This window comes from Microbacterium sp. MMO-35 (assembly GCF_037147555.1).
Lineage (GTDB): Bacteria > Actinomycetota > Actinomycetes > Actinomycetales > Microbacteriaceae > Microbacterium.
Window position 1 is genome coordinate 486,947 of record NZ_JBBCVH010000002.1, and the last position, 18,094, is coordinate 505,040.

General features: G+C 70.4%; 14 protein-coding genes. 11 read left to right on the forward strand and 3 right to left on the reverse strand.

Annotated elements, in window-relative coordinates:
* The first annotated feature begins 58 nt into the window (after nt 1-58).
* On the forward strand, nt 59-1,378 hold the full coding sequence (locus WFJ01_RS05800) for an MFS transporter (RefSeq protein ID WP_336628497.1): 1,320 nt from the start codon (nt 59-61) through the stop codon (nt 1,376-1,378).
* Nucleotides 1,379-1,397: 19 nt separating this feature from the next.
* Nucleotides 1,398-2,993: an AMP-binding protein gene (locus WFJ01_RS05805; protein ID WP_336628498.1), complete on the forward strand. Its 1,596-nt coding sequence runs from the start codon at nt 1,398-1,400 to the stop codon at nt 2,991-2,993.
* Here WFJ01_RS05805 and WFJ01_RS05810 read toward each other — a convergent pair.
* A complete protein-coding gene (locus tag WFJ01_RS05810; protein WP_336628499.1) occupies nt 2,931-4,241 on the reverse strand; it encodes a PucR family transcriptional regulator in 1,311 nt (436 codons plus the stop codon). The two genes, WFJ01_RS05805 and WFJ01_RS05810, sit on opposite strands and share 63 nt — an antisense overlap.
* A gap of 203 nt (nt 4,242-4,444) precedes the next feature.
* Between WFJ01_RS05810 and WFJ01_RS05815 the strand changes: the two genes are divergently transcribed.
* The 6 genes from WFJ01_RS05815 (at nt 4,445) to WFJ01_RS05840 (ending at nt 10,150) form a co-directional block, all read left to right on the forward strand.
* Complete coding sequence (locus WFJ01_RS05815) at nt 4,445-5,476, forward strand: LacI family DNA-binding transcriptional regulator (protein WP_336628500.1); 1,032 nt, start codon at nt 4,445-4,447, stop codon at nt 5,474-5,476.
* The gene (locus WFJ01_RS05820; RefSeq protein ID WP_336628501.1) at nt 5,473-6,729 is read left to right on the forward strand and encodes an extracellular solute-binding protein; all 1,257 of its coding nucleotides are present in this window, start codon (nt 5,473-5,475) and stop codon (nt 6,727-6,729) included. The genes WFJ01_RS05815 and WFJ01_RS05820 overlap by 4 nt, the downstream gene beginning before the upstream one ends.
* A 17-nt stretch (nt 6,730-6,746) precedes the next feature.
* Nucleotides 6,747-7,643 carry a carbohydrate ABC transporter permease gene (locus tag WFJ01_RS05825; protein WP_336628502.1) on the forward strand — a complete coding sequence of 299 codons (897 nt, stop codon included), beginning with the start codon at nt 6,747-6,749 and terminating at the stop codon, nt 7,641-7,643.
* The gene (locus tag WFJ01_RS05830; protein ID WP_374208765.1) at nt 7,643-8,479 is read left to right on the forward strand and encodes a carbohydrate ABC transporter permease; all 837 of its coding nucleotides are present in this window, start codon (nt 7,643-7,645) and stop codon (nt 8,477-8,479) included. Before WFJ01_RS05825 ends, WFJ01_RS05830 begins: the two co-directional genes overlap by 1 nt.
* A gap of 15 nt (nt 8,480-8,494) precedes the next feature.
* Nucleotides 8,495-9,469 carry a glycoside hydrolase family 130 protein gene (locus tag WFJ01_RS05835; protein WP_251441633.1) on the forward strand — a complete coding sequence of 325 codons (975 nt, stop codon included), beginning with the start codon at nt 8,495-8,497 and terminating at the stop codon, nt 9,467-9,469.
* 78 nt (nt 9,470-9,547) lie between these two features.
* The gene (locus tag WFJ01_RS05840; RefSeq protein ID WP_336628503.1) at nt 9,548-10,150 is read left to right on the forward strand and encodes an HD domain-containing protein; all 603 of its coding nucleotides are present in this window, start codon (nt 9,548-9,550) and stop codon (nt 10,148-10,150) included.
* 19 nt (nt 10,151-10,169) lie between these two features.
* On the opposite strand, the gene WFJ01_RS05845 is transcribed toward WFJ01_RS05840, so the two are convergent.
* Together WFJ01_RS05845 and leuS are read right to left on the reverse strand one after the other, a co-directional pair.
* A complete protein-coding gene (locus tag WFJ01_RS05845; protein WP_336628611.1) occupies nt 10,170-11,909 on the reverse strand; it encodes a GDSL-type esterase/lipase family protein in 1,740 nt (579 codons plus the stop codon).
* Nucleotides 11,910-11,952: 43 nt separating this feature from the next.
* Nucleotides 11,953-14,550, reverse strand: a complete 2,598-nt coding sequence (gene leuS / locus WFJ01_RS05850) for a leucine--tRNA ligase (protein WP_292885867.1) — start codon at nt 14,548-14,550, stop codon at nt 11,953-11,955.
* A 145-nt stretch (nt 14,551-14,695) separates the two neighbouring features.
* On the opposite strand from leuS, the gene WFJ01_RS05855 reads away from it, so the two are divergent.
* The 3 genes from WFJ01_RS05855 (at nt 14,696) to WFJ01_RS05865 (ending at nt 18,010) form a co-directional block, all read left to right on the forward strand.
* Nucleotides 14,696-15,742, forward strand: a complete 1,047-nt coding sequence (locus WFJ01_RS05855) for an App1 family protein (protein ID WP_251441639.1) — start codon at nt 14,696-14,698, stop codon at nt 15,740-15,742.
* Nucleotides 15,739-16,647: a 3-methyladenine DNA glycosylase gene (locus WFJ01_RS05860; protein ID WP_336628504.1), complete on the forward strand. Its 909-nt coding sequence runs from the start codon at nt 15,739-15,741 to the stop codon at nt 16,645-16,647. The genes WFJ01_RS05855 and WFJ01_RS05860 overlap by 4 nt, the downstream gene beginning before the upstream one ends.
* Nucleotides 16,648-16,717: 70 nt before the next feature.
* Complete coding sequence (locus tag WFJ01_RS05865; protein WP_336628505.1) at nt 16,718-18,010, forward strand: threonine/serine exporter family protein; 1,293 nt, start codon at nt 16,718-16,720, stop codon at nt 18,008-18,010.
* The last annotated feature ends 84 nt before the right edge of the window (nt 18,011-18,094 follow it).

The following is an 18,094-nucleotide window of genomic DNA, read 5'->3' on the forward strand; positions in this document are numbered from 1 at the left end:
CGTCCGCCGATCCCGCAGCAGAATCCCGACCCCCATCCGTTTGCCGAAGGAGACAGACATGACCATCCTTTCCCGTACGAAGAGAAGGACGCAGGTCAACGCCGGCGCCGGCGGACCGACCGGCTCGCGTCGCGCGTGGGCGATCACCCTGCTCCTGCTCGGGTTCATGCTCGTGAACTTCGGCGACCGGGCGGTGCTCGGGCTCGCCGCGGCGCCGCTGATGAAGGAGACCGGGATCAGCCCGAGCCAGTACGGACTGATCTCCAGCGGCTTCTACCTCCTGTTCAGCGTGTCGGCCATCGTCGTCGGCTTCATCGCGAACCGGGTGTCGAACAAGGTCCTCATCCTGATCATGGCGATCGTCTGGTCGCTCGCGCAGCTGCCCATCCTGTTCGTCGCCAACGTCGGCGTCCTGCTCGCGAGCCGCGTCGCGCTCGGGGCGGCGGAGGGGCCGTCGGCGCCCGTCGCGATGAACGCCGTGCAGAAGTGGTTCCCGGACCACAAGCGCAACGCGCCGACGGCGCTGCTGAACTCCGGATCGGCTCTCGGCGTGGTGATCCTGGCCCCCGTGCTCGGGGTCGTCATCGGCCAGTTCGGCTGGCGGGCGGCCTTCGGCGTGATGTGCGCCCTGGGCGTTCTGTGGGCCGCTCTGTGGGCGGTCTTCGGCCGGGAGGGCACGGCCGACCGCACGCCCGGGCCCGCGACGATCGGGGAGACGGAGACCGGCGGTCTTCGCGTGCCCTATCGACGGATCTTCCTCACCGGCACCGCGCTCAGCGTCGTGTTCTCCGGCCTGGCGCTCTCCTTCGGCCTGGCGACGCTGGTCTCGTGGATCCCGGTGTATCTCGCGGGTCCGCTCGGATTCGACGCGGGCACCGCCGCCCTCCTCATCATCCTGCCCTGGCTCGCCTCCGCGCTCCTGATGTCCACGCAGGGCGCCGTGAGCGACGCGCTCATGTCGCGCGGCGTCCCTTCGCGCGCGGCCCGCGGAGTGCTGGGAGCCTGCGGAATGCTCGCCGCCGCCGCCTGTCTGGTCGGTGTCGTCGCCGCACCGTCCCTCCCGTTCAAGATCGTCTGCATCACTCTGGCGTTCTCGGTCTCCGGGATGCAGTTCACCATCGGCACGACGATGATGGCGGAGCTCGCGCCGCCGCGTCAGCGCGCCGCGGTCCTCTCGATCGTGGCAGCCGTCACGGCGCTCGCGGGTCTCGTCTCCCCGGCGATCACCGGCGTGCTCGTCCAGGCGCACGGCGTCGCCTCTCCGACGGGATTCCACCAGTCCTTCCTGCTCAACGCGGCCCTCCTCGGTGCGGCCGGACTCGTGGCGCTTCTCCTCGCCCGCCCGGCGCGGGACGCCGCCCGCATCGCGGCCCGCTGACGTACCGAAAGGAACAGAGATGCCCTTCTCCGGCCCCTATCCCGACCTCGTCATCCCCGAATGCAGCGTCTACGACCTGCTGTTCGCCTCCCTCGAAGGATCCGACGAAGGACGCACCGCGTTCATCGATGCGACCTCGGGCGACAGGACCACCTATGGCCGCCTGCGCGAGCAGGTGGATGAGCTGGCGATGCTGCTGGCGCGGAACGGCATCCGCCCGGGCGACGTCGTCGGGCTGCTCTCCCCGAACTCGCCCCGCTTCGGCGTCGGCTTCCACGCGATCCTGCGCGCGGGGGCCGTCGCGACCACGCTGAACGCGATCTGCACGGCGGGTGACGGCGCGGCGCAGCTGACGGACGCGAAGGCGTCCGCCCTGCTCACCGCCGAGGCGACCGCGGAGACGGCTCGGGCCGCGGCCGCCTCCGCCGGCATTCCGCCTCATCGTGTGTTCGTGCTCGACGGAGCCGACTCCGTCATGGAGCGGGCGCGCACCGAACGCGACGCGGTCGTGGACCTGCCCACCGTGACGGCGGGCGATCTCGCGGTCCTCCCCTACTCGTCCGGGACCACAGGCCGCCCCAAGGGCGTGATGCTCACCCACGGCAACCTCGTGGCCAACGTCTGTCAGGTCGAGCCGCTCTTCCCCGTCGCGCGAGAGGACGTCGTCAGCGCCATCCTGCCGTTCTCCCACATCTACGGCATGACGATGCTGCTGAACGTTTCCCTCCGCGCCCGCGCCGCGCTGGTCACCCTGCCCCGGTTCGAGATCCAGGCCTTCCTCGGCTCCATCGAGACCCATCGGTGCTCCCTGCTCCTGGTCGCCCCGCCGGTCGCCGTGATGCTCGCCAAGGGCTCGGCCGTCGAGGAGTACGACCTGACGTCGGTGCACACCGTGTTCTCCGGCGCGGCACCGCTCGACAGAGCCCTCGCCGGCGTCGTGGCAGAGCGTCTCGCCTGCCGCATCCGGCAGGGCTACGGCATGTCCGAGATGGCACCGGTCAGTCACCTCGTGCCGTTCGAACGCGATGACGTCGATCCGAGCTCGGTCGGCTTCACGGTGCCCAACATGACCTGCAAGCTCGTGGACATCGAGACCGGCGAGGAGATCCGCGTGCCGGAGGAGGGATGCAGTCCGCCGGGCGAACTGTGGTGCGCGGGGCCGAACGTGATGTCCGGCTACCTCGGCAACGAGGAGGCGACGCGGCAGACGATCGACGCCGAGGGGTTCCTGCACACCGGCGACATCGCGACGGTCGACGCTCGCGGAGTCGTCACGATCGTGGATCGCCTCAAGGAGCTGATCAAGTACAAGGGCTATCAGGTGCCGCCGGCAGAGCTCGAGGCGCTGCTGCTCACGCACGACGGCGTCGCCGACGCCGCGGTCGTCGGGGTGCGGGATGCCGAGGGCGAGGAGGTCCCGAAGGCGTTCGTCGTGCGCCAGCCGGATGCCGACGTGGATGCCGACGTCATCATGGGCTTCGTGGCCGCGCGGGTCTCTCCGCACAAGAAGGTGCGCGCGGTCGAGTTCGTCGCCGCGATTCCGAAGTCCCCCTCAGGAAAGATCCTCCGACGCGAGCTTCGGGCGACCGGTGCGGCCACGACCCGGTCGTCGTGAGCGATGCTCCGCGTCCACGAGGACGGCTCTGCCCAGCAGGCGCGCCGTTCGCAGCGCGAGCTCCACATCCGCCCGGTGCGTGGCGAGAGGTGCGGGGAGCAGATGCTTGGCCTGATCGACGCGATATTTGACCGTGTTCCGGTGCAGGGTCATCTCCGCCGCTGTCGCCACGAAGCTCTGCTCCCGCCGGAGGAACGTGGCGAGGGTGTCGCGCAGGCGTTCGCCGGCGGCCGTGTTCTCCGCGAGAGACCCGAGCGTCGACGTCACCCACGCGCGTGTCACCGTCAGGTTCTGCGCGAGGATGCCGACGACGCCCGCGTCCTCGAAGGTCACGGCGTTCGGAGCCGCATCCGCCCCGGCGATCTCCAGGACGGAGAAGGCCGTCAGGGCTTCGGAATGGGTGAGGCGGAAGCCGGCGAGACCGGTGCGCGGGGTGCCGGTCGCGAGCAGGAGCCCGGTCTCCCGGTCCGCGCTCCTGGCCGCCGCGACCAGCGCTTCCGCCGCCGGGGGCTCGGGGAACCATGCCCACGCCGTGCTCTCGTCCTGGAGCGTGATCAGCGGAGCGGGCGTCCCGACGACGGAGGCCAAGCGGCTGATCGAGGGGGCCAATGTCGCGGGATCGGGATCGGGGCCCGCCAGACGCGCCACCACCCCGAGCTGCGGACCGCTCAGCCGGTATCCGAGAGCGTGTTCGGCATCCGCCGCGTCCGCGTCGCTGCCGGCGAGCAGCTGGAGCACTCTCGCCTTGCGGGTGGCTGCGCGCGTCTGGGCGAGCTTCTCGATCTCCGCGTCGTAGGTCTCCGCGATCTGGAGGAGGAAGACGCGCTGATGCAGCCCCGCGCTCAGCTCGTTGATCCGGAGCACTCCCGAGATCGCCAGTTCCCGGGAGGGGCTCGCCGCGTCGATCCGCGCGACGAACTGACGCATCAGCAGCGACTGCTCGCCTTGATAGGCGCGCAGAATCGAGCTCAGCGGGTAACCGCGCTGCGCGACCCGGCGTGCCCACGTCGTCACCGACGGCGGCGATGTGACCTCCATCGGATCCAGGCCATGAGCGACGAGGTCGAGCTCGGTCGCGAGCGTGTCCCGGATCGTGGAGCGCATCAGGGTGAGGAGCGGCTGATCCGTGGCGATCGCGGGGAAGGCCGCAAGCTGGTGCCGCACATGGTCGCCGACCAGTGCCTCGAGATCAGTGCGCATCGCCTGCGCCACCTCGGCCAGGAACGAATCGACGACCTTGTCTGCCACGCACTCAACTTAGCCTCGGACGCCGCGGGCCCGAGCGCCGGCCTGCCGACGCGGGGGTTCCCGCGATCCGGATCGCGTCCACGGCAAAGCGATCAACGCCGCCCGCGGGATCCGGCACCGCTTCTTGACACGGTAATCAAACCGGTTTACCGTCAAGGCATCAAACCGGTTAACCGCACGGTCTGGGATGGTAGGGGGACGCCATGAGCAAGGCCACGATCGCTGACGTCGCGCGCATGGCGGGCGTCACCAAGGCGACCGTCTCGCACGCCCTCAGCGGCAATCGGCCCATCTCGGAGGAGACCAGGGCCCGGGTCCTCGCCGCCGCGGAGGAACTGAACTGGGTTCCGAGCCAGAGCGCACGCGCGCTGGCGACCCGCCGCGCGAACGCGATCGGGGTCGTGCTGGCGCGGGATCCGGACGTCATCGCGAACGACTCGTTCTTCGCCGCGTTCATCTCGGGCGTCGAGTCCGTGCTCGCCGAGACGGAGACCGCCTTGATGCTCCAGGTGGTCCCCGATCGCGCGGCCGAGGAGCGCGCCTACCGGACGATGATGCACGGACGCGCCGACGGCGCGATCCTGCTGGACCTGCGGGTGGACGACTGGCGCGTGCCGCTGCTCGAGGAACTGGATCTGCCGACGGTGATCGTCGGCGCCTACGATCAGCGCCACGACTTCTCCTGCGTGCGGACCGATGACGGCGCGCCGATCCGCGAGATCGTGGAGCATCTGAAGGCCCAGGGGCATCGCCGCATCGCGCATGTCTCCGGTCCGCTGGACTACGTCCACTCGCGCGTGCGAGCGGCCGCATACGTCGGCGCCGTGGGAGATGCCTCACTGCTGCGCGAGGGCGACTTCACGGCGCGCAGCGGTCGCGAACGGACCGCGGAGCTGCTCGCGCTCCCCGAGAAGCCGTCGGCGATCCTCTACTCGAACGACACCATGGCGATCGCCGGCCTCTCCTACGCGCGGGCACAGGGGCTCGTGATCCCCCGTGACCTCGCCATCTCCGGCTTCGACGACGATCAGCTGTCCGCCTACCTCTCGCCAGGGCTGACGAGCGTGTCGTCGGATCCGGCCGCCCGAGGACGTGCCGCGGCCCGCCTGCTCCGCGCCGAGATCCTCGGGGCCCAGCCGCGCACGGAGGTCGTGGACTGCAACGTGGTCCATCTCCGCGAAAGCACCCAGGGACCCGCGGCAGCGGGCCCCGACATGTCAAGGAGGACATCATGAAGAAGCTCAGCGCCGCGGCGGTCATCGGGGCCGCGGCCCTCGTCGTCACCGGCTGCTCGGCCGGCAACGGCCCCGCGCAATCGTCCGACGGCACCGGCCCTATCGACGTCTGGCTGTCGAACAACGAGCAGGAACTGGCCTGGGGCCACTCGGTGGTCGACGCATGGAACAAGGCGCACCCCGATCAGAAGGTCAAGGCGCAGGAGATCCCGGCGGCGAAGTCGTCCGAAGAGGCGATCACCGCCGCGATCACCGCCGGGACCGCTCCCTGTCTCGTGTTCAACATCGCTCCCGCCGCGGTCTCCGGCTGGGTGAAGCAGGGCGGCCTCGTCGATCTCAACACGATGAAGGACGGCGCGGACTACATCTCCGGACGCGGCGGCGACGTCGACGCCTACGCGACGGACGGACACTTCTACCAGCTGCCGTGGAAGTCCAACCCCGTCATGGTGATGTACAACAAGAAGCTCTTCGCCGCGGCCGGCGTGGATCCCGCCACCATGAACACCTACGACGGATTCCTCGCCGGGGCTCACGCCCTCGTCGCCTCGGGCGTGCAGAGCGCGATCTGGCCGGCTCCGACCAGCGAGTTCTACCAGCCGTGGTTCGACTACTACCCGCTCTACCTCGCCGAGACGAACGGCAGGAAGCTGGTCGAGAAGGGCAAGGCGACGTTCGACAGCGCCGAGGGCAAGAAGGTCGCCGACTTCTGGGCAGAGATGTACGCGCAGAAGCTCGCTCCCCAGGAGGCCTCCACCGACGATGCGATGTCCGCGGGCACCACCGCCATGCAGCTCGCCGGCCCGTGGGCCATTCCGTCGTACGCGGACACGGTCGACGTCGGGTTCATGCCCGTGCCCACCTCCGACGGTCGCGCGAACCCCACGACGTTCGCCGACTCGAAGAGCGTGTCGATGTTCACCTCGTGCAAGAACCAGGGCACGGCGTGGGCCTTCCTGCAGTTCGCCACGGACGAGGACAACGACGGACTGCTGCTGAAGACCACCGGTCAGATGCCGATGCGCACGGGACTGGCGAAGACCTACTCCGAGTACTTCACGGCCAACCCGAGCTACGTCGCCTTCGCCGCGCAGTCCGAGCACACCGCGGACGTTCCGAGCATCCCCAACTCCGTCGAGGCATGGCAGGCCTTCCGGGATCAGTACTCGGCATCGGTGATCTTCGACAAGAAGCCCGTCTCGGCGTTCCTCAGCGACGCGTCCCAGAAGATCGACACGCTCGTGAGCAAGTGAGCCGGATCGAGCCGACCATGTCGCACAAGACACGGCTGCGCACCCGTCTGCTGGGTGCGCAGCCCCTCGGCGGGCTGTTCGCGCTGCCCTACTTCGTCTTCGTCCTCGCGATCTTCGCGTATCCACTGGCCTTCGCCGTCTACATCGCGTTCCACGACTACTTCTTCACCGCGCCGGGCGTCGAGCCGAACCGGCCGTTCGTCGGCTTCGACAACTTCGTGACGGTCCTGACCGACCCCAAGGTGTGGGACGCGTTCCGCAACACCTTGGTGTTCCTGGTCATCAACGTCCCCCTGACGGTCGTGCTCGCGATGGTGCTCGCGACCGCGCTGAACTCGGGCATCCGAGGGGTGGCCGCGTACCGGGTCGCCTTCTACGTGCCCTACCTCACCGCCAGCGTGTCCCTCGTCGGCGTCTGGATGCTCCTGTTCTCGAAGAACGGGCTCGTGAACACGGTTCTCGGCCCGCTCGCACCCCACCCGTCCTGGCTGGTCAACAGCGCCCTGGCGATGCCGATGATCGCCCTGTACGTCACGTGGAAGCAGCTCGGCTTCTCCATCCTCCTGTACCTCGCGGCCCTGCAGAACGTGCCCAGGGAACTCTACGAGTCGGCCGAGACGGACGGCGCGGGAGTGCTCGCACGCTTCCGCCACGTCACGGTGCCCGGGGTGCGCAACGCCACCGCGCTGGTCCTGATCCTCTCGATCATCACGGGCGCGAACCTGTTCACCGAGCCCTACCTGCTCACCAGCGGCGGCGGGCCCGACGGGGCGTCGACGACTCCGGTCCTGCTCATCTACCAGCAGGGCATCCAGCAGCAGAACCCGGACACGGCGGCGGCGATCGGCATGCTGCTCGTGCTCCTCGTCGGGGCTCTGTCCCTGGTCGCCAGCCGAGCCACGAGGGAGAGATGATGCACACCCGCCGTCCCGCCCGATGGATGAGCATCGCCCTGCTCACCGTCGCCGCGATCGCCTTCGCCTTCCCGTTCTACTTCATGGTCGTCGGAGCGTTCCAGGAGAACCCGACCAACTCCCCGGCATCCCTGATCCCCACGGGCGGGTGGACCTGGGACAACTTCGTCCGCATCGACTCGCGCATCGACCTGCTCGGCTCCCTGGCGAACTCCCTCATCTTCACGGGCGGGGTCCTGCTCGGCACCGTGGTGTTCGGCCTCCTCGCCGGATTCGCCCTCGCCCGGCTCGACTTCCGCGGCCGCGGGGTGCTCTGGGTGCTGATGATGCTCGTGCAGATGGTCCCGTTCCAGCTGCTGATGATCCCCCTGTACGTGCAGATCACGCGCAGCTACGGGCTCGGGGACTCGTACGCGGGCATGATCCTGCCGTTCGCGATCAACACGACGGCCGTCTTCATCTTCACCCAGTTCTTCCGTTCGCTGCCCGCCGAGATCTTCGAGGCGGCGCGCATCGACGGCGCCGGCGAGCTCCGCACGCTCGTATCCGTGGCGGTGCCCCTCATCCGCCCCGTGCTCGTGACGGTGATCCTCGTCACCTTCATCGGACCCTGGAACGAGTTCCTCTGGCCCTTCCTGATCACCAAGGACGCGGCCCTGCAGCCGCTCGCCGTGTCTCTGGCCAACTACATCTCGAACGTCGCCCAGTCCACCGCGAATCCGAACGGCGCGATCCTGGCCGGGGCCACGGCCCTCGCTCTGCCCGTGGTCGTCCTGTTCGTCGTCTTCCAGCGCTTCTTCACCGCAACCGACCTCGGCGCAGCCGTCAAGGGCTGACGCAGAAAGGGCCCCATGTTCACCGGCGCCGCCTTCCCCCTCGGACCGTTCACGCCCTACGCGGGCAACCCCATCCTGCGCCCGCGCGGCGACAGCTGGGAGTCCTCGAACCTGTACAATCCCGCCGCGCTCGTCGTCGGCGACGAGGTGCTGCTGCTGTACCGCGCGCATGCGGAGGACATCGTCTCGCACATCGGCCTCGCCCGCTCGAGCGACGGGATCCACTTCACCCGCGAGGACGCTCCCCTCCTGTCGCCGTCCGAGGACTACGAGCGCTTCGGCTGCGAGGACCCCCGCATCGCGGAGATCGACGGCACCTACTACCTCACCTACACGGGGTGGGATCGCCGCAGCGCGCAGCTGTGCCTCGCCACGTCGACGGACCTGCGCACGTGGACCAAGCACGGCCCCCTGTTCGACGACTTCGACACGTTCAGAACCGTGGATCCCCGCGGATTCAACTGGTCCAAGGCCGGGGTGATCGTCCCTCGCCGCATGCACGGCAAATGGTGGATGTACTTCGGGGAAGGGGCGATCTACTGGGCCACGAGCGACGATCTCCTCCACTGGACCCCGGGCACCCCGGACACCGAGCCGATGTACTCGCCCACCCCCGGCACGTGGGACGAGGCCCTCGTGGAGATCGGCACGTCCCCGGTGCTCGCCGACAACGGACTGCTCGTCATGCTCACGAACGGTGCGACCCGCCTGGTGCACGAGGACGGCACGGTCGACGTCGACTACCGCTGCGGGCAGATCGCCATCGACCCCGACGATCCCACGACCGTGATCGCCCGCATGCAGGAACCCTGGCTGCAGCCGCAGACCTTCGAGGACACGCACGGACTCGTGTCGAACGTGACGTTCGTGGAGGGGCTGGTGAAGTTCCGGGGCACGTGGTTCGCCTACTACGGGCAGTCCGACACGACCCTCGCCGTGGCCGTGCACGATCCTCGGAAGGCCTGGGGGCGAGCGCTGCGGGAGGTCTGAAGGGAGAGAGGCCGTGCCCGTCCGACCACCGGATACGCTGATCCCACTCGCCTCTCCCGCGAACGACCGGAGCCCTCCATGCGCCTGCACGACTTCCTCCCGCCGGACACCGCAGCCGCCCGGGGCGCCCGGGAACTGGTCGCGCAGTTCCATTCGCCGGGGCTGGGCAACCACGTGCAGCGCAGCTGGCTCTGGGCGGAGGCCTTCGCGGTGATCGAGGGACGCACGGGCATCGACCACGAACTGCTCTACACCGCCGCGCTGCTGCACGACATCGGACTCGCGCCGGCGTACGACAACCACCTGCTCGGGTACGAGGAGGCCGGCGGCTTCGTCGGCGAGGCCCTGACCGCCGGCGCCGGCTGGCCCGCCGCACGCCGCCTGCGCGTGAACGAGGTCATCGTCCGGCACAACTGGCCGTCGGTGGATCCGGCCGTGGATCCGGAGGGCTATCTGCTGGAGACGGCGACCGGGCTGGACATCTCCGGACGCCGCGACGAGGAGATCCCCGTGGACTTCCGCCGCGAGGTGCTCGCGGCGTATCCCCGCCTCGACCTCGCCGAGGAGTTCGGCACCTGCGTGAGCGCGCAGTCGCAGCGCAAGCCGCACAGCCACGCCCGGCGGCTCGTCGACGGCGGGCTGATCGGGAAGCTCGCGGCGAACCCCCTCGAGCGCCTCTGATCCGAGCCCGGCCTCCGGCTCAGCGCCCGAGCGCCGCGCGCAGCGCCTCGGCGTAGTGCGGGGCGATCTTGTCGTGCCCCGCAGGGGTGAGATGCACGGTGTCGGCCTGCGGGGCCGAGTAGTCGCTGACCCACCCCGCGACCGAGATGGCGTGCACTCCGGCGCGACGGGCCTGCTCGGTCACGGCGGCGTCCATCGCCCGGCGCGCGGCATGGGCCGCATCGCTGCGGCTCATGACGCCGTTCACGACGATCGCCGCATTCGGGTAGGCCTGGCGGAGCAGCCCGATCAGCTGCTCCTCGGCCGCGGTCACCTCCGCGACCGGTCGTCTCTGCGCGGCGTCGTTGCCCCCGAGAGTGATGATCACCGCGCCGGGATCCCCCTCCGGAAGCAGGACACGGTTGCTCGACACGCTCTCGGTGAACCCCGCCCCGATCCCGCTGATGGGGGCGAGATACCCGGACCCGCCGAATCCGAACTTCACGACGTTCGCGAACCCCGCCCCGCGCGCGCCCTGTTCGATCCAGGAGTTGCCGCTGCACTGCGAGTCGCACAGGAGGACCGCGGTCGACGCGTCGACCGGCGTGGTCGGAACCGTGAGGAGCCGTCCCGAGCGCAGCACGGTCTGTCCCTTCTCCCAGACCTGGTGCGTCCCGCGGTCGTCGGCCCACGAGTCCTTCGCCGGCCAGCCGAACCGGGCAGGATCCGCCGACCAGATCGCGAAGCTGTCGGCGTCCAGGCGGAACACGCCGGCGCCCTCGTGCCACAGCAGCACACCGCCCGCGAAGCTCTGGTAGCGCCCGCCGGGCACGTCGACCTTGTCCCCGGTCGGCAGGCCCAGCTCGCCCTCGGGCCCGCCCAGCTCCTCGTAGCGGTTCTGGATGTCGCCCGCCGTGGTGGCCCGGATCGCGTCCTCGCCGTCCGTCCGGTACAGCGCGCCGCCTTGGAACGACTGCATCGCACCGCCCTCGAGCCGCGACGCCTCCGCGGTCGGCAGGCCCAGCCATCCGCCGGCACCGCCGCGGTCCCGGTATGCGGCGAGGAAGGCGGCCTGCACCGAGACGGCGCCGGTGCCGGAGGACCACCACACCTCGCCGCCGTCGAACTCCTGCACCAGACGGTCGCCGACCGCGCGCTGAGTGCTCTTCGGGTAGCCGAGGGTGCCGAAGGCTCCCCCGGCGCGACGATGGGCCGCCGCGATGTCGGAGATCGTCGGCACGGGAACACCGGAACGGAGGTAGATCGTCCCGTTGATGAAGTCCTGCACGCGGGTACCGCGGCGGTCGGAGTGCGCCGGGCCCTTCGGGAAGCCGAGGCCGCCGCGCTCGTGGGCGTACCGCAGCCAGGAGCTCCAGAAGGGGCCGCGGACGAGGGTCGTCGCTCCATCGGCGGCGAAGACCCCGCCCCGCTGGAACGCCTGCCACGGCCGATCCCGCGATCCGCTCTCCGCCGCGATCGGAAGGCCGAGCACCTCGACGCCGCCGAGATCGTGGAAGGCCTCGCCCACCGCGTCGTCGTGCACGATCTGCGCGAAGCCCGCGGGACCCGCATAGATCGAGCCGCGCCGGTAGTCCTGCGAGCAGACGCCCTTCGTGCACGTCTCGCGATTCCACGCCGCGCCCAGCTCGTCGCCGTGCCGGTGCCAGAGCGCACCGACCGGGCTGGTGGTGCTGATCGGCCGCGGCAGTTGCCATGCCAGCAGCAGCCCGGCGCCGGCCAGCACCGCCACCACGACGGCCGTGCCGAGCACGCGCCGCATCACCCGGAGGGCGCGCGCTCCTTTCCCCCCGGAGCGCACGGACTCAGCCCTTGACGGCGAAGTTCACGATCTTCGGGGCGCGCACGATCACGCGCACGATCTCCTTGCCCTCGAGAGCGCGCTGCACCTTCTCGTCCGCCCGCGCGAGCGCCTCGAGCTCGGCCTCGCCGATCCTGGCGGGGACGTCGAGGGTGGTGCGCACCTTGCCGTTGACCTGCACGGCGCAGGTCGCGGTGTCCTCGACGAGCAGCAGCGGATCCGCCTGACGCCAGGTGACCAGTCCCACGGACGGCTCGTGCCCGAGGATCTCCCAGATCTCCTCCGCGGTGTGCGGGGCCACCAGGTCGAGGATCACGGCGACGGTCTCGGCGGCCTCGCGCACAGCGGGGTCCGCCGCGCCGGCGCCGGTGTCGATCGTCTTGCGGATCGCGTTGACCAGCTCCATGAGCCGCGCGACCACGACGTTGAACTTGGTCTGCTCGACCAGGGCGGGCGCGTCGGCCAGCAGGTGGTGCGTGACCCGGCGCAGGGCGGCGTCGCCGCCGTCGAAGACCACGTCCACCGGGCTCGCGACGTCATGCGCGACCCGCAGTGCGCGGGCCAGGAACTTCTGCGCGCCCGTCGTCGAGACGTCCTTCCAGTCCTTGTCGTCCTCCACCGGACCCGCGAAGGCCAGGGCCACGCGCAGGGCGTCGGCGCCGTAGGCGTCCAGCTCCTCCTGGAAGAGCACCAGGTTGCCCTTGCTCTTGGACATCTTGGCGCCGTCCAGGATCACCATGCCCTGGTTGATCAGGCTGGAGAACGGCTCGGTGAAGTCGATCAGGCCCATGTCGAACAGCACCTTGGTGATGAAGCGCGCGTACAGCAGGTGCAGGATCGCGTGCTCGACACCCCCGATGTAGGCGTCGATCGGAGCCCAGCGGCGTGCCTCGTCCACGTCGAAGGCGACCGTGTCGCTGTTCGGCGAGAGGAACCGCAGGTAGTACCACGAGCTGTCCACGAACGTGTCCATGGTGTCGGGGTCGCGCAGCGCCGGCTCGCCGGTCGTCGGGTCGACGGTGCGCACCCACGACTCCGCCGCACCCAGCGGGCTCGACCCCTTCGGCGACAGGTCCAGGCCCTCGACGCTCGGCAGCCGCACGGGCAGCTGGTCCTCAGGCACCGGGACGATCTCCCCGTCCTGCGTGTGCAGCATGGGGATCGGGGTGCCCCAGAAGCGCTGACGCGAGATCAGCCAGTCGCGCAGGCGGTAGTTCTTCGCAGCGCGCCCGGTGCCGGCCGCCTCCAGCTGCTCGATCGCACGGGCGATCGCGTTGCGCTTGGAGAGTCCGTTCAGCTCGCCCGAGTTGATCATGCGGCCGTCGCCGGTCAGGGCGATGCCGGTCTTGGCCGGGTGCTGGTCGTCGAGGGAGTCGAGGGATTCGATCGGGACGCCGTCCTCGTCGACCTCGATCACCGGCAGCGCACCCGTGATCGGCGCGGTCGTGTCCACGACGACCTTCACGGGCAGGTCGAAGGCGCGGGCGAAATCGAGGTCGCGCTGGTCGTGCGCGGGCACGGCCATGACGGCGCCGTGGCCGTAGTCGGCCAGCACGTAGTCGGCGGCCCAGATCGGCAGACGCTCGCCGTTCACCGGGTTGATCGCGAAGCGGTCGAGGAACACGCCCGTCTTCGGCCGGTCGGCCGACTGACGGTCGATCTCGCTCGTCTTCTGCACCTGGGTGAGGTAGTCCTGGAAGCGCATCCGCACGTCCTCGGACGCGCCGGCGGCCAGCTCGGAGGCCAGGTCCGAGTCGGGCGCGACGACCATGAAGGTCGCACCGTGCAGGGTGTCCGGACGCGTGGAGAACACGGTCACCACGCCCTCGCGGCCCTCGATCGCGAAGTCCACATCGGCGCCGATCGAGCGGCCGATCCAATTGCGCTGCATCTGCAGCACCTTGTGCGGCCAGAAGCCCTCGAGCTGGTTCAGGTCGTCCAGCAGACGGTCGGCGTAGTCGGTGATCCGGAAGTACCACTGGGTGAGGTTCTTCTTGACGACCTCGGCGCCGCAGCGCTCGCAGCGCCCGTCGACGACCTGCTCGTTCGCCAGCACCGTCTGGTCGTTCGGGCACCAGTTCACCGGGCTCTTCTTGCGGTAGGCCAGGCCCCGCTCGTAGAGCTTCAGGAACAGCCACTGGTTCCAGCGGTAGTACTCCTCGTCGGAGGTGTGCAGCTCGCGGGTCCAGTCGAACGAGACCCCGTAGGCCTGGAAGCCCGCCTTCTGCTGGGCGATGTTCTGGTAGGTCCACTCGCGCGGATCCGCTCCGCGCCGGATGGCCGCGTTCTCGGCGGGCAGTCCGAAGGAGTCCCAGCCGATCGGGTTCAGCACGTTGTGCCCGCGGTGACGCCAGAAGCGCGCCACGATGTCGCTGTAGAGGTAGTTCTCGGCGTGGCCCATGTGCAGGTCGCCGGACGGGTACGGGAACATCGCCAGGACGTACTTGCGCGGGCGCACGTCGTCGGCGCCGCCGGCGGTGAACGTCTCGTTCTCCGCCCAGTAGGTCTGCCACTTCCTCTGGAGCTCGTGCACCGACAGCGACTCGTCATCCTTCGACGGGCTGGCGGGGTGGGACGGGTTCTCAGACAACGCGACGACCATTCTCTGCGGCAGGGGAGAAGAATGCCCGGAACAGGGCAACCTCCAGATTATCCCAGCCTGCGCGGAGCCGGGTTCCCGCGGACCCCCGTGCACATCCTGCGATCGGCATGAAAGAACCGGACGGGCATGAAAGACTAGGGAAGCTATGCCCTCGTCCTCATCCCGACCGGAGCGGATCCACTGGTTCGCCCGCCTGGAGCACCGCTTCCACGCGTGGCGCGAACGGCGTGCCCGCAAGCGCGGTCGCACCGCGACCGTCGTCCCCTTCCCCGGCTACGGCGGGCCCGGGTGGATCCGCGTCGTCGGACGCGTGCTGATCCTGCCGAAGACGCGGCGCGGCGGCAAGGATGCGAGCGTGCGCGGCTGGCGCAGCTTCGTGGGCATCCCGGTGAGCTTCGCGACCGTCACGATCACCGTCGCCGGCCGCACGCACGAGGTACCGGCCGACCGCGGCGGCGTGATCGACTGCCGCATCGAGGCCGACCTCCCGAGTGGATGGCAGCAGGTCGACATGGCGGTCGAGGGCCAGGATCCGATCCCCGCCCGCGTCTTCGTCGTCGCCGATGACGTGCGCTTCGGCGTGGTCTCGGACGTCGACGACACGGTCATGGTGACCGCCCTGCCGCGCCCCCTGATCGCCGCATGGAACTCGTTCGTCGTCGACGAGCACGCCCGCACGCCCGTCCCCGGCATGGCGGTGCTGCTGGAGCGGCTCATGCGGGACAACCCCGGCTCGCCGATGATCTACCTCTCCACGGGGGCGTGGAACGTGGCGCCCACGCTCAACCGCTTCCTCTCCCGGCACCTCTTCCCTGCGGGATCCATGCTGCTCACCGACTGGGGGCCGACGCACGAGCGCTGGTTCCGCAGCGGCCGCGAGCACAAGCTGCGGAACCTCTCCCGGCTCGCCGAGGAGTTCCCGCACGTGCGCTGGCTGCTCATCGGCGACGACGGCCAGCACGACGAGGCGATCTACGGGCAGTTCCTCGTCGAGCACCCGGAGAACGTCGCCGCGGTCGCGATCCGCCGTCTCCTCCCCGCCGAGGGCGTGCTCGCCGGGCGCCGCGCCGCGGGACGCGGAGACGGCGACCCGAGCGACGCCGACGACCTCGCCCCCTGGGTGAGCGCCGAGGACGGCGCGGGCATCCTCGACGAGCTCATCGACGCCGGCGTCGTCCGCTCCGAGCCATGACGCCCGCCGTCGGTGCGGCGGCCGCCACCCGGACGGACGCGCCGGGGACGGTGCTCGACCGTGCGACCTGGAGCGCGCGTGCCGACGCCCACGCCGAACGCGCCGATGCCCTGACCGCCGCGCATCGCGCCCGGCAGGCCCGCCGCGAGAAGCACCCCGTGCACGACTTCCTCTTCACCTACTACGGCTACAAGCCGGCCCAGCTGCGCCGATGGCATCCCGGCGCCGGCGTCGTGCTTCAGGATGCGCCCGAGCGCGCGGGATGGCGCTGGTACTCCCCCACACCGGGCTCCGGGGACGCGGCGTACGCACCCGACTCGGCCGCCCATGCCGCGGACAAACCGGAGCTCGCCCGGCTGGTACGGCTGATGCTCGCCCGCACCGCCGCGCGCCCCGGGCAGTTCGGCTGCTTCGGGCTGCACGAGTGGGCCATGGTCTACCGCACCCCGGAGCATCGCCACGCGGTGCCGCTGCGCCTCGGCCAGGCGGGCACCGACGCCGTGGTGGAACAGGGCGAGCTGCGCTGCACGCACATCGACGCCTACCGCTTCTTCACCCCGGAGGCCGTGCCGCGCAACCGCCTGCACCCGACGCGGGAGACCCAGCCGCAGCTGGAGCAGCCGGGCTGTCTGCACGCCGGGATGGACGTGTACAAATGGGCGATGAAGCTCGGCGCGCTCGTGCCGGGCGAACTGCTGCTGGATGCGTTCGAGCTCGCCCGCGACATCCGCGTCCTCGACATGGAGGCGGCGCCCTACGATCTGTCGGACTGGGGCGTGGAACCGGTGCGGATCGAGACGGCCGAGGGCAAGGCCGAGTATGTGCGCCGGCAGCGCGGCTTCGCCGAGCGCGGGAACGCGCTCCGGGCGAGGATCCTCGAGGCCTGGCAGGAGCCCGCGGTCTGATCCGCCCCGCGCTTGCCCCGGACGCCGGCGCGCGAGCGCGGGAGGACGGCCGCAGGTTCTACGATTTCTGATGATGTCTCCCACCGACCCCGTCTCCCCCGACGTCGCGCTCGGCGACCTCGGTGCGCTGCTGCTCGATGCGGGAGTGTCCGTCACCGATGTGCGCGGCACCCTCGAACGCGCACGCGACGCCGTCGTCCCCGGCACGGAACTCGCGTTCGCCGTGCTGCCGGAGCACGTCTTCGTCAGCCGCCCCGGGGTTCCGCGCGCGACCACCATCGCCGCGGGGGGCGGGCCGGGACTCACGTTCCGGCAGACCGCGCATGCGTCGCGCCTGGCGAGGCGGCTCGAGGCCGGCCGTGTCGCCCTGGATCAGGTCCCGGCGCACGTCTCCCACATCCGTGGTCTGGAACGCCGCCATCCTGCGCTGCAGACCGCACTCGGCGGCGCCCTCCTGTCCGCCGGACTCGCGGTGCTGTTCCGGTGCCCCTGGTGGGCGGTGGTGCTGGCGCTGCTCGTGGGAGCGCTCGTGGCGTCGATCGTCCTCCTCACCGAGCGCATCCGGGCGGCGGCCGCCGTCGTCCCCTTCGTGGCGGCGCTGATCTCGACGCTCGTCGTCGGGGTCGTGGCCGACCGGCTCGACTTCGGCGCGGTACCGCTCTTCGCCGTGTGCGCCCCGGTGGCCCTGCTCGTTCCCGGGGCGCTCATCACGAATGCGCTGCTCGAGCTCACCGCGGCCGACATCGTGACCGGAGCGTCCCGCCTCGTGTACGGGCTCATCATGCTGACGTTCATGGCGGCGGGGATCTTCGCGGGCGCGGCCGCGACCGGATTGCGGGTGGATCCGCGGTCCGCGGCCCTCGTCGGCGAGACCTCGCTCGTCACCGGGCACGGCGGCTGGGAGGCGGTGCCGCCCCTGGCCTGGAGCTGGGTCGGCGTCGTCGTGCTCGCGGTCGGGATCGGCCTGAGCTTCGGATCCGGGTTCCGGCTCACCATCGCCACCGTCGTGATCATGATCTGCACGTACGCGGCGCTGATGCTGCTGAGCCCGTTCACGGGCAGCACCATCGCCACCGGGATCACGGCGGGGCTGCTCTTCCTCGCCGCCCGCGTGCTGGAGCGGGTCACGCTGGCGGTGCCGGCGACGGTCTCCTTCCAGCCGGCGTTCCTGCTCCTCGTCCCCGGGACCGTCGGCCTCGTCGCGCTCGCATCCTTCGACGCCGCGGCTCTCGCAGCCGCACCGATGGTCTTCATCAGCCTGTGCATCGGGACGAAGGTCGGCGCGCTCCTGGCGGACGCGCTGCGGATCACCCGGCCGGCGTCTCCTTCGACCGCGACCGGATCGATCCGCATCATCCGCTGAGCGCCCGCTCCGGCGCTCGACGCTTGCGCGGGGAGCGTCTCCCCCGCCAGGATGAGTCAACCGTTCCTCCTGCGAACGTTCCCT

Coding starts and splice junctions, on each gene's coding strand:
- WFJ01_RS05800 (WP_336628497.1), top strand. CDS start 59: ATGACCATCCTTTCCCGTACGAAGAGAAGGACGCAGGTCAACGCCGGC.
- WFJ01_RS05805 (WP_336628498.1), top strand. CDS start 1,398: ATGCCCTTCTCCGGCCCCTATCCCGACCTCGTCATCCCCGAATGCAGC.
- WFJ01_RS05815 (WP_336628500.1), top strand. CDS start 4,445: ATGAGCAAGGCCACGATCGCTGACGTCGCGCGCATGGCGGGCGTCACC.
- WFJ01_RS05820 (WP_336628501.1), top strand. CDS start 5,473: ATGAAGAAGCTCAGCGCCGCGGCGGTCATCGGGGCCGCGGCCCTCGTC.
- WFJ01_RS05825 (WP_336628502.1), top strand. CDS start 6,747: ATGTCGCACAAGACACGGCTGCGCACCCGTCTGCTGGGTGCGCAGCCC.
- WFJ01_RS05830 (WP_374208765.1), top strand. CDS start 7,643: ATGCACACCCGCCGTCCCGCCCGATGGATGAGCATCGCCCTGCTCACC.
- WFJ01_RS05835 (WP_251441633.1), top strand. CDS start 8,495: ATGTTCACCGGCGCCGCCTTCCCCCTCGGACCGTTCACGCCCTACGCG.
- WFJ01_RS05840 (WP_336628503.1), top strand. CDS start 9,548: ATGCGCCTGCACGACTTCCTCCCGCCGGACACCGCAGCCGCCCGGGGC.
- WFJ01_RS05845 (WP_336628611.1), bottom strand. CDS start 11,909: ATGCGGCGCGTGCTCGGCACGGCCGTCGTGGTGGCGGTGCTGGCCGGC.
- leuS (WP_292885867.1), bottom strand. CDS start 14,550: ATGGTCGTCGCGTTGTCTGAGAACCCGTCCCACCCCGCCAGCCCGTCG.
- WFJ01_RS05855 (WP_251441639.1), top strand. CDS start 14,696: ATGCCCTCGTCCTCATCCCGACCGGAGCGGATCCACTGGTTCGCCCGC.
- WFJ01_RS05860 (WP_336628504.1), top strand. CDS start 15,739: ATGACGCCCGCCGTCGGTGCGGCGGCCGCCACCCGGACGGACGCGCCG.
- WFJ01_RS05865 (WP_336628505.1), top strand. CDS start 16,718: ATGATGTCTCCCACCGACCCCGTCTCCCCCGACGTCGCGCTCGGCGAC.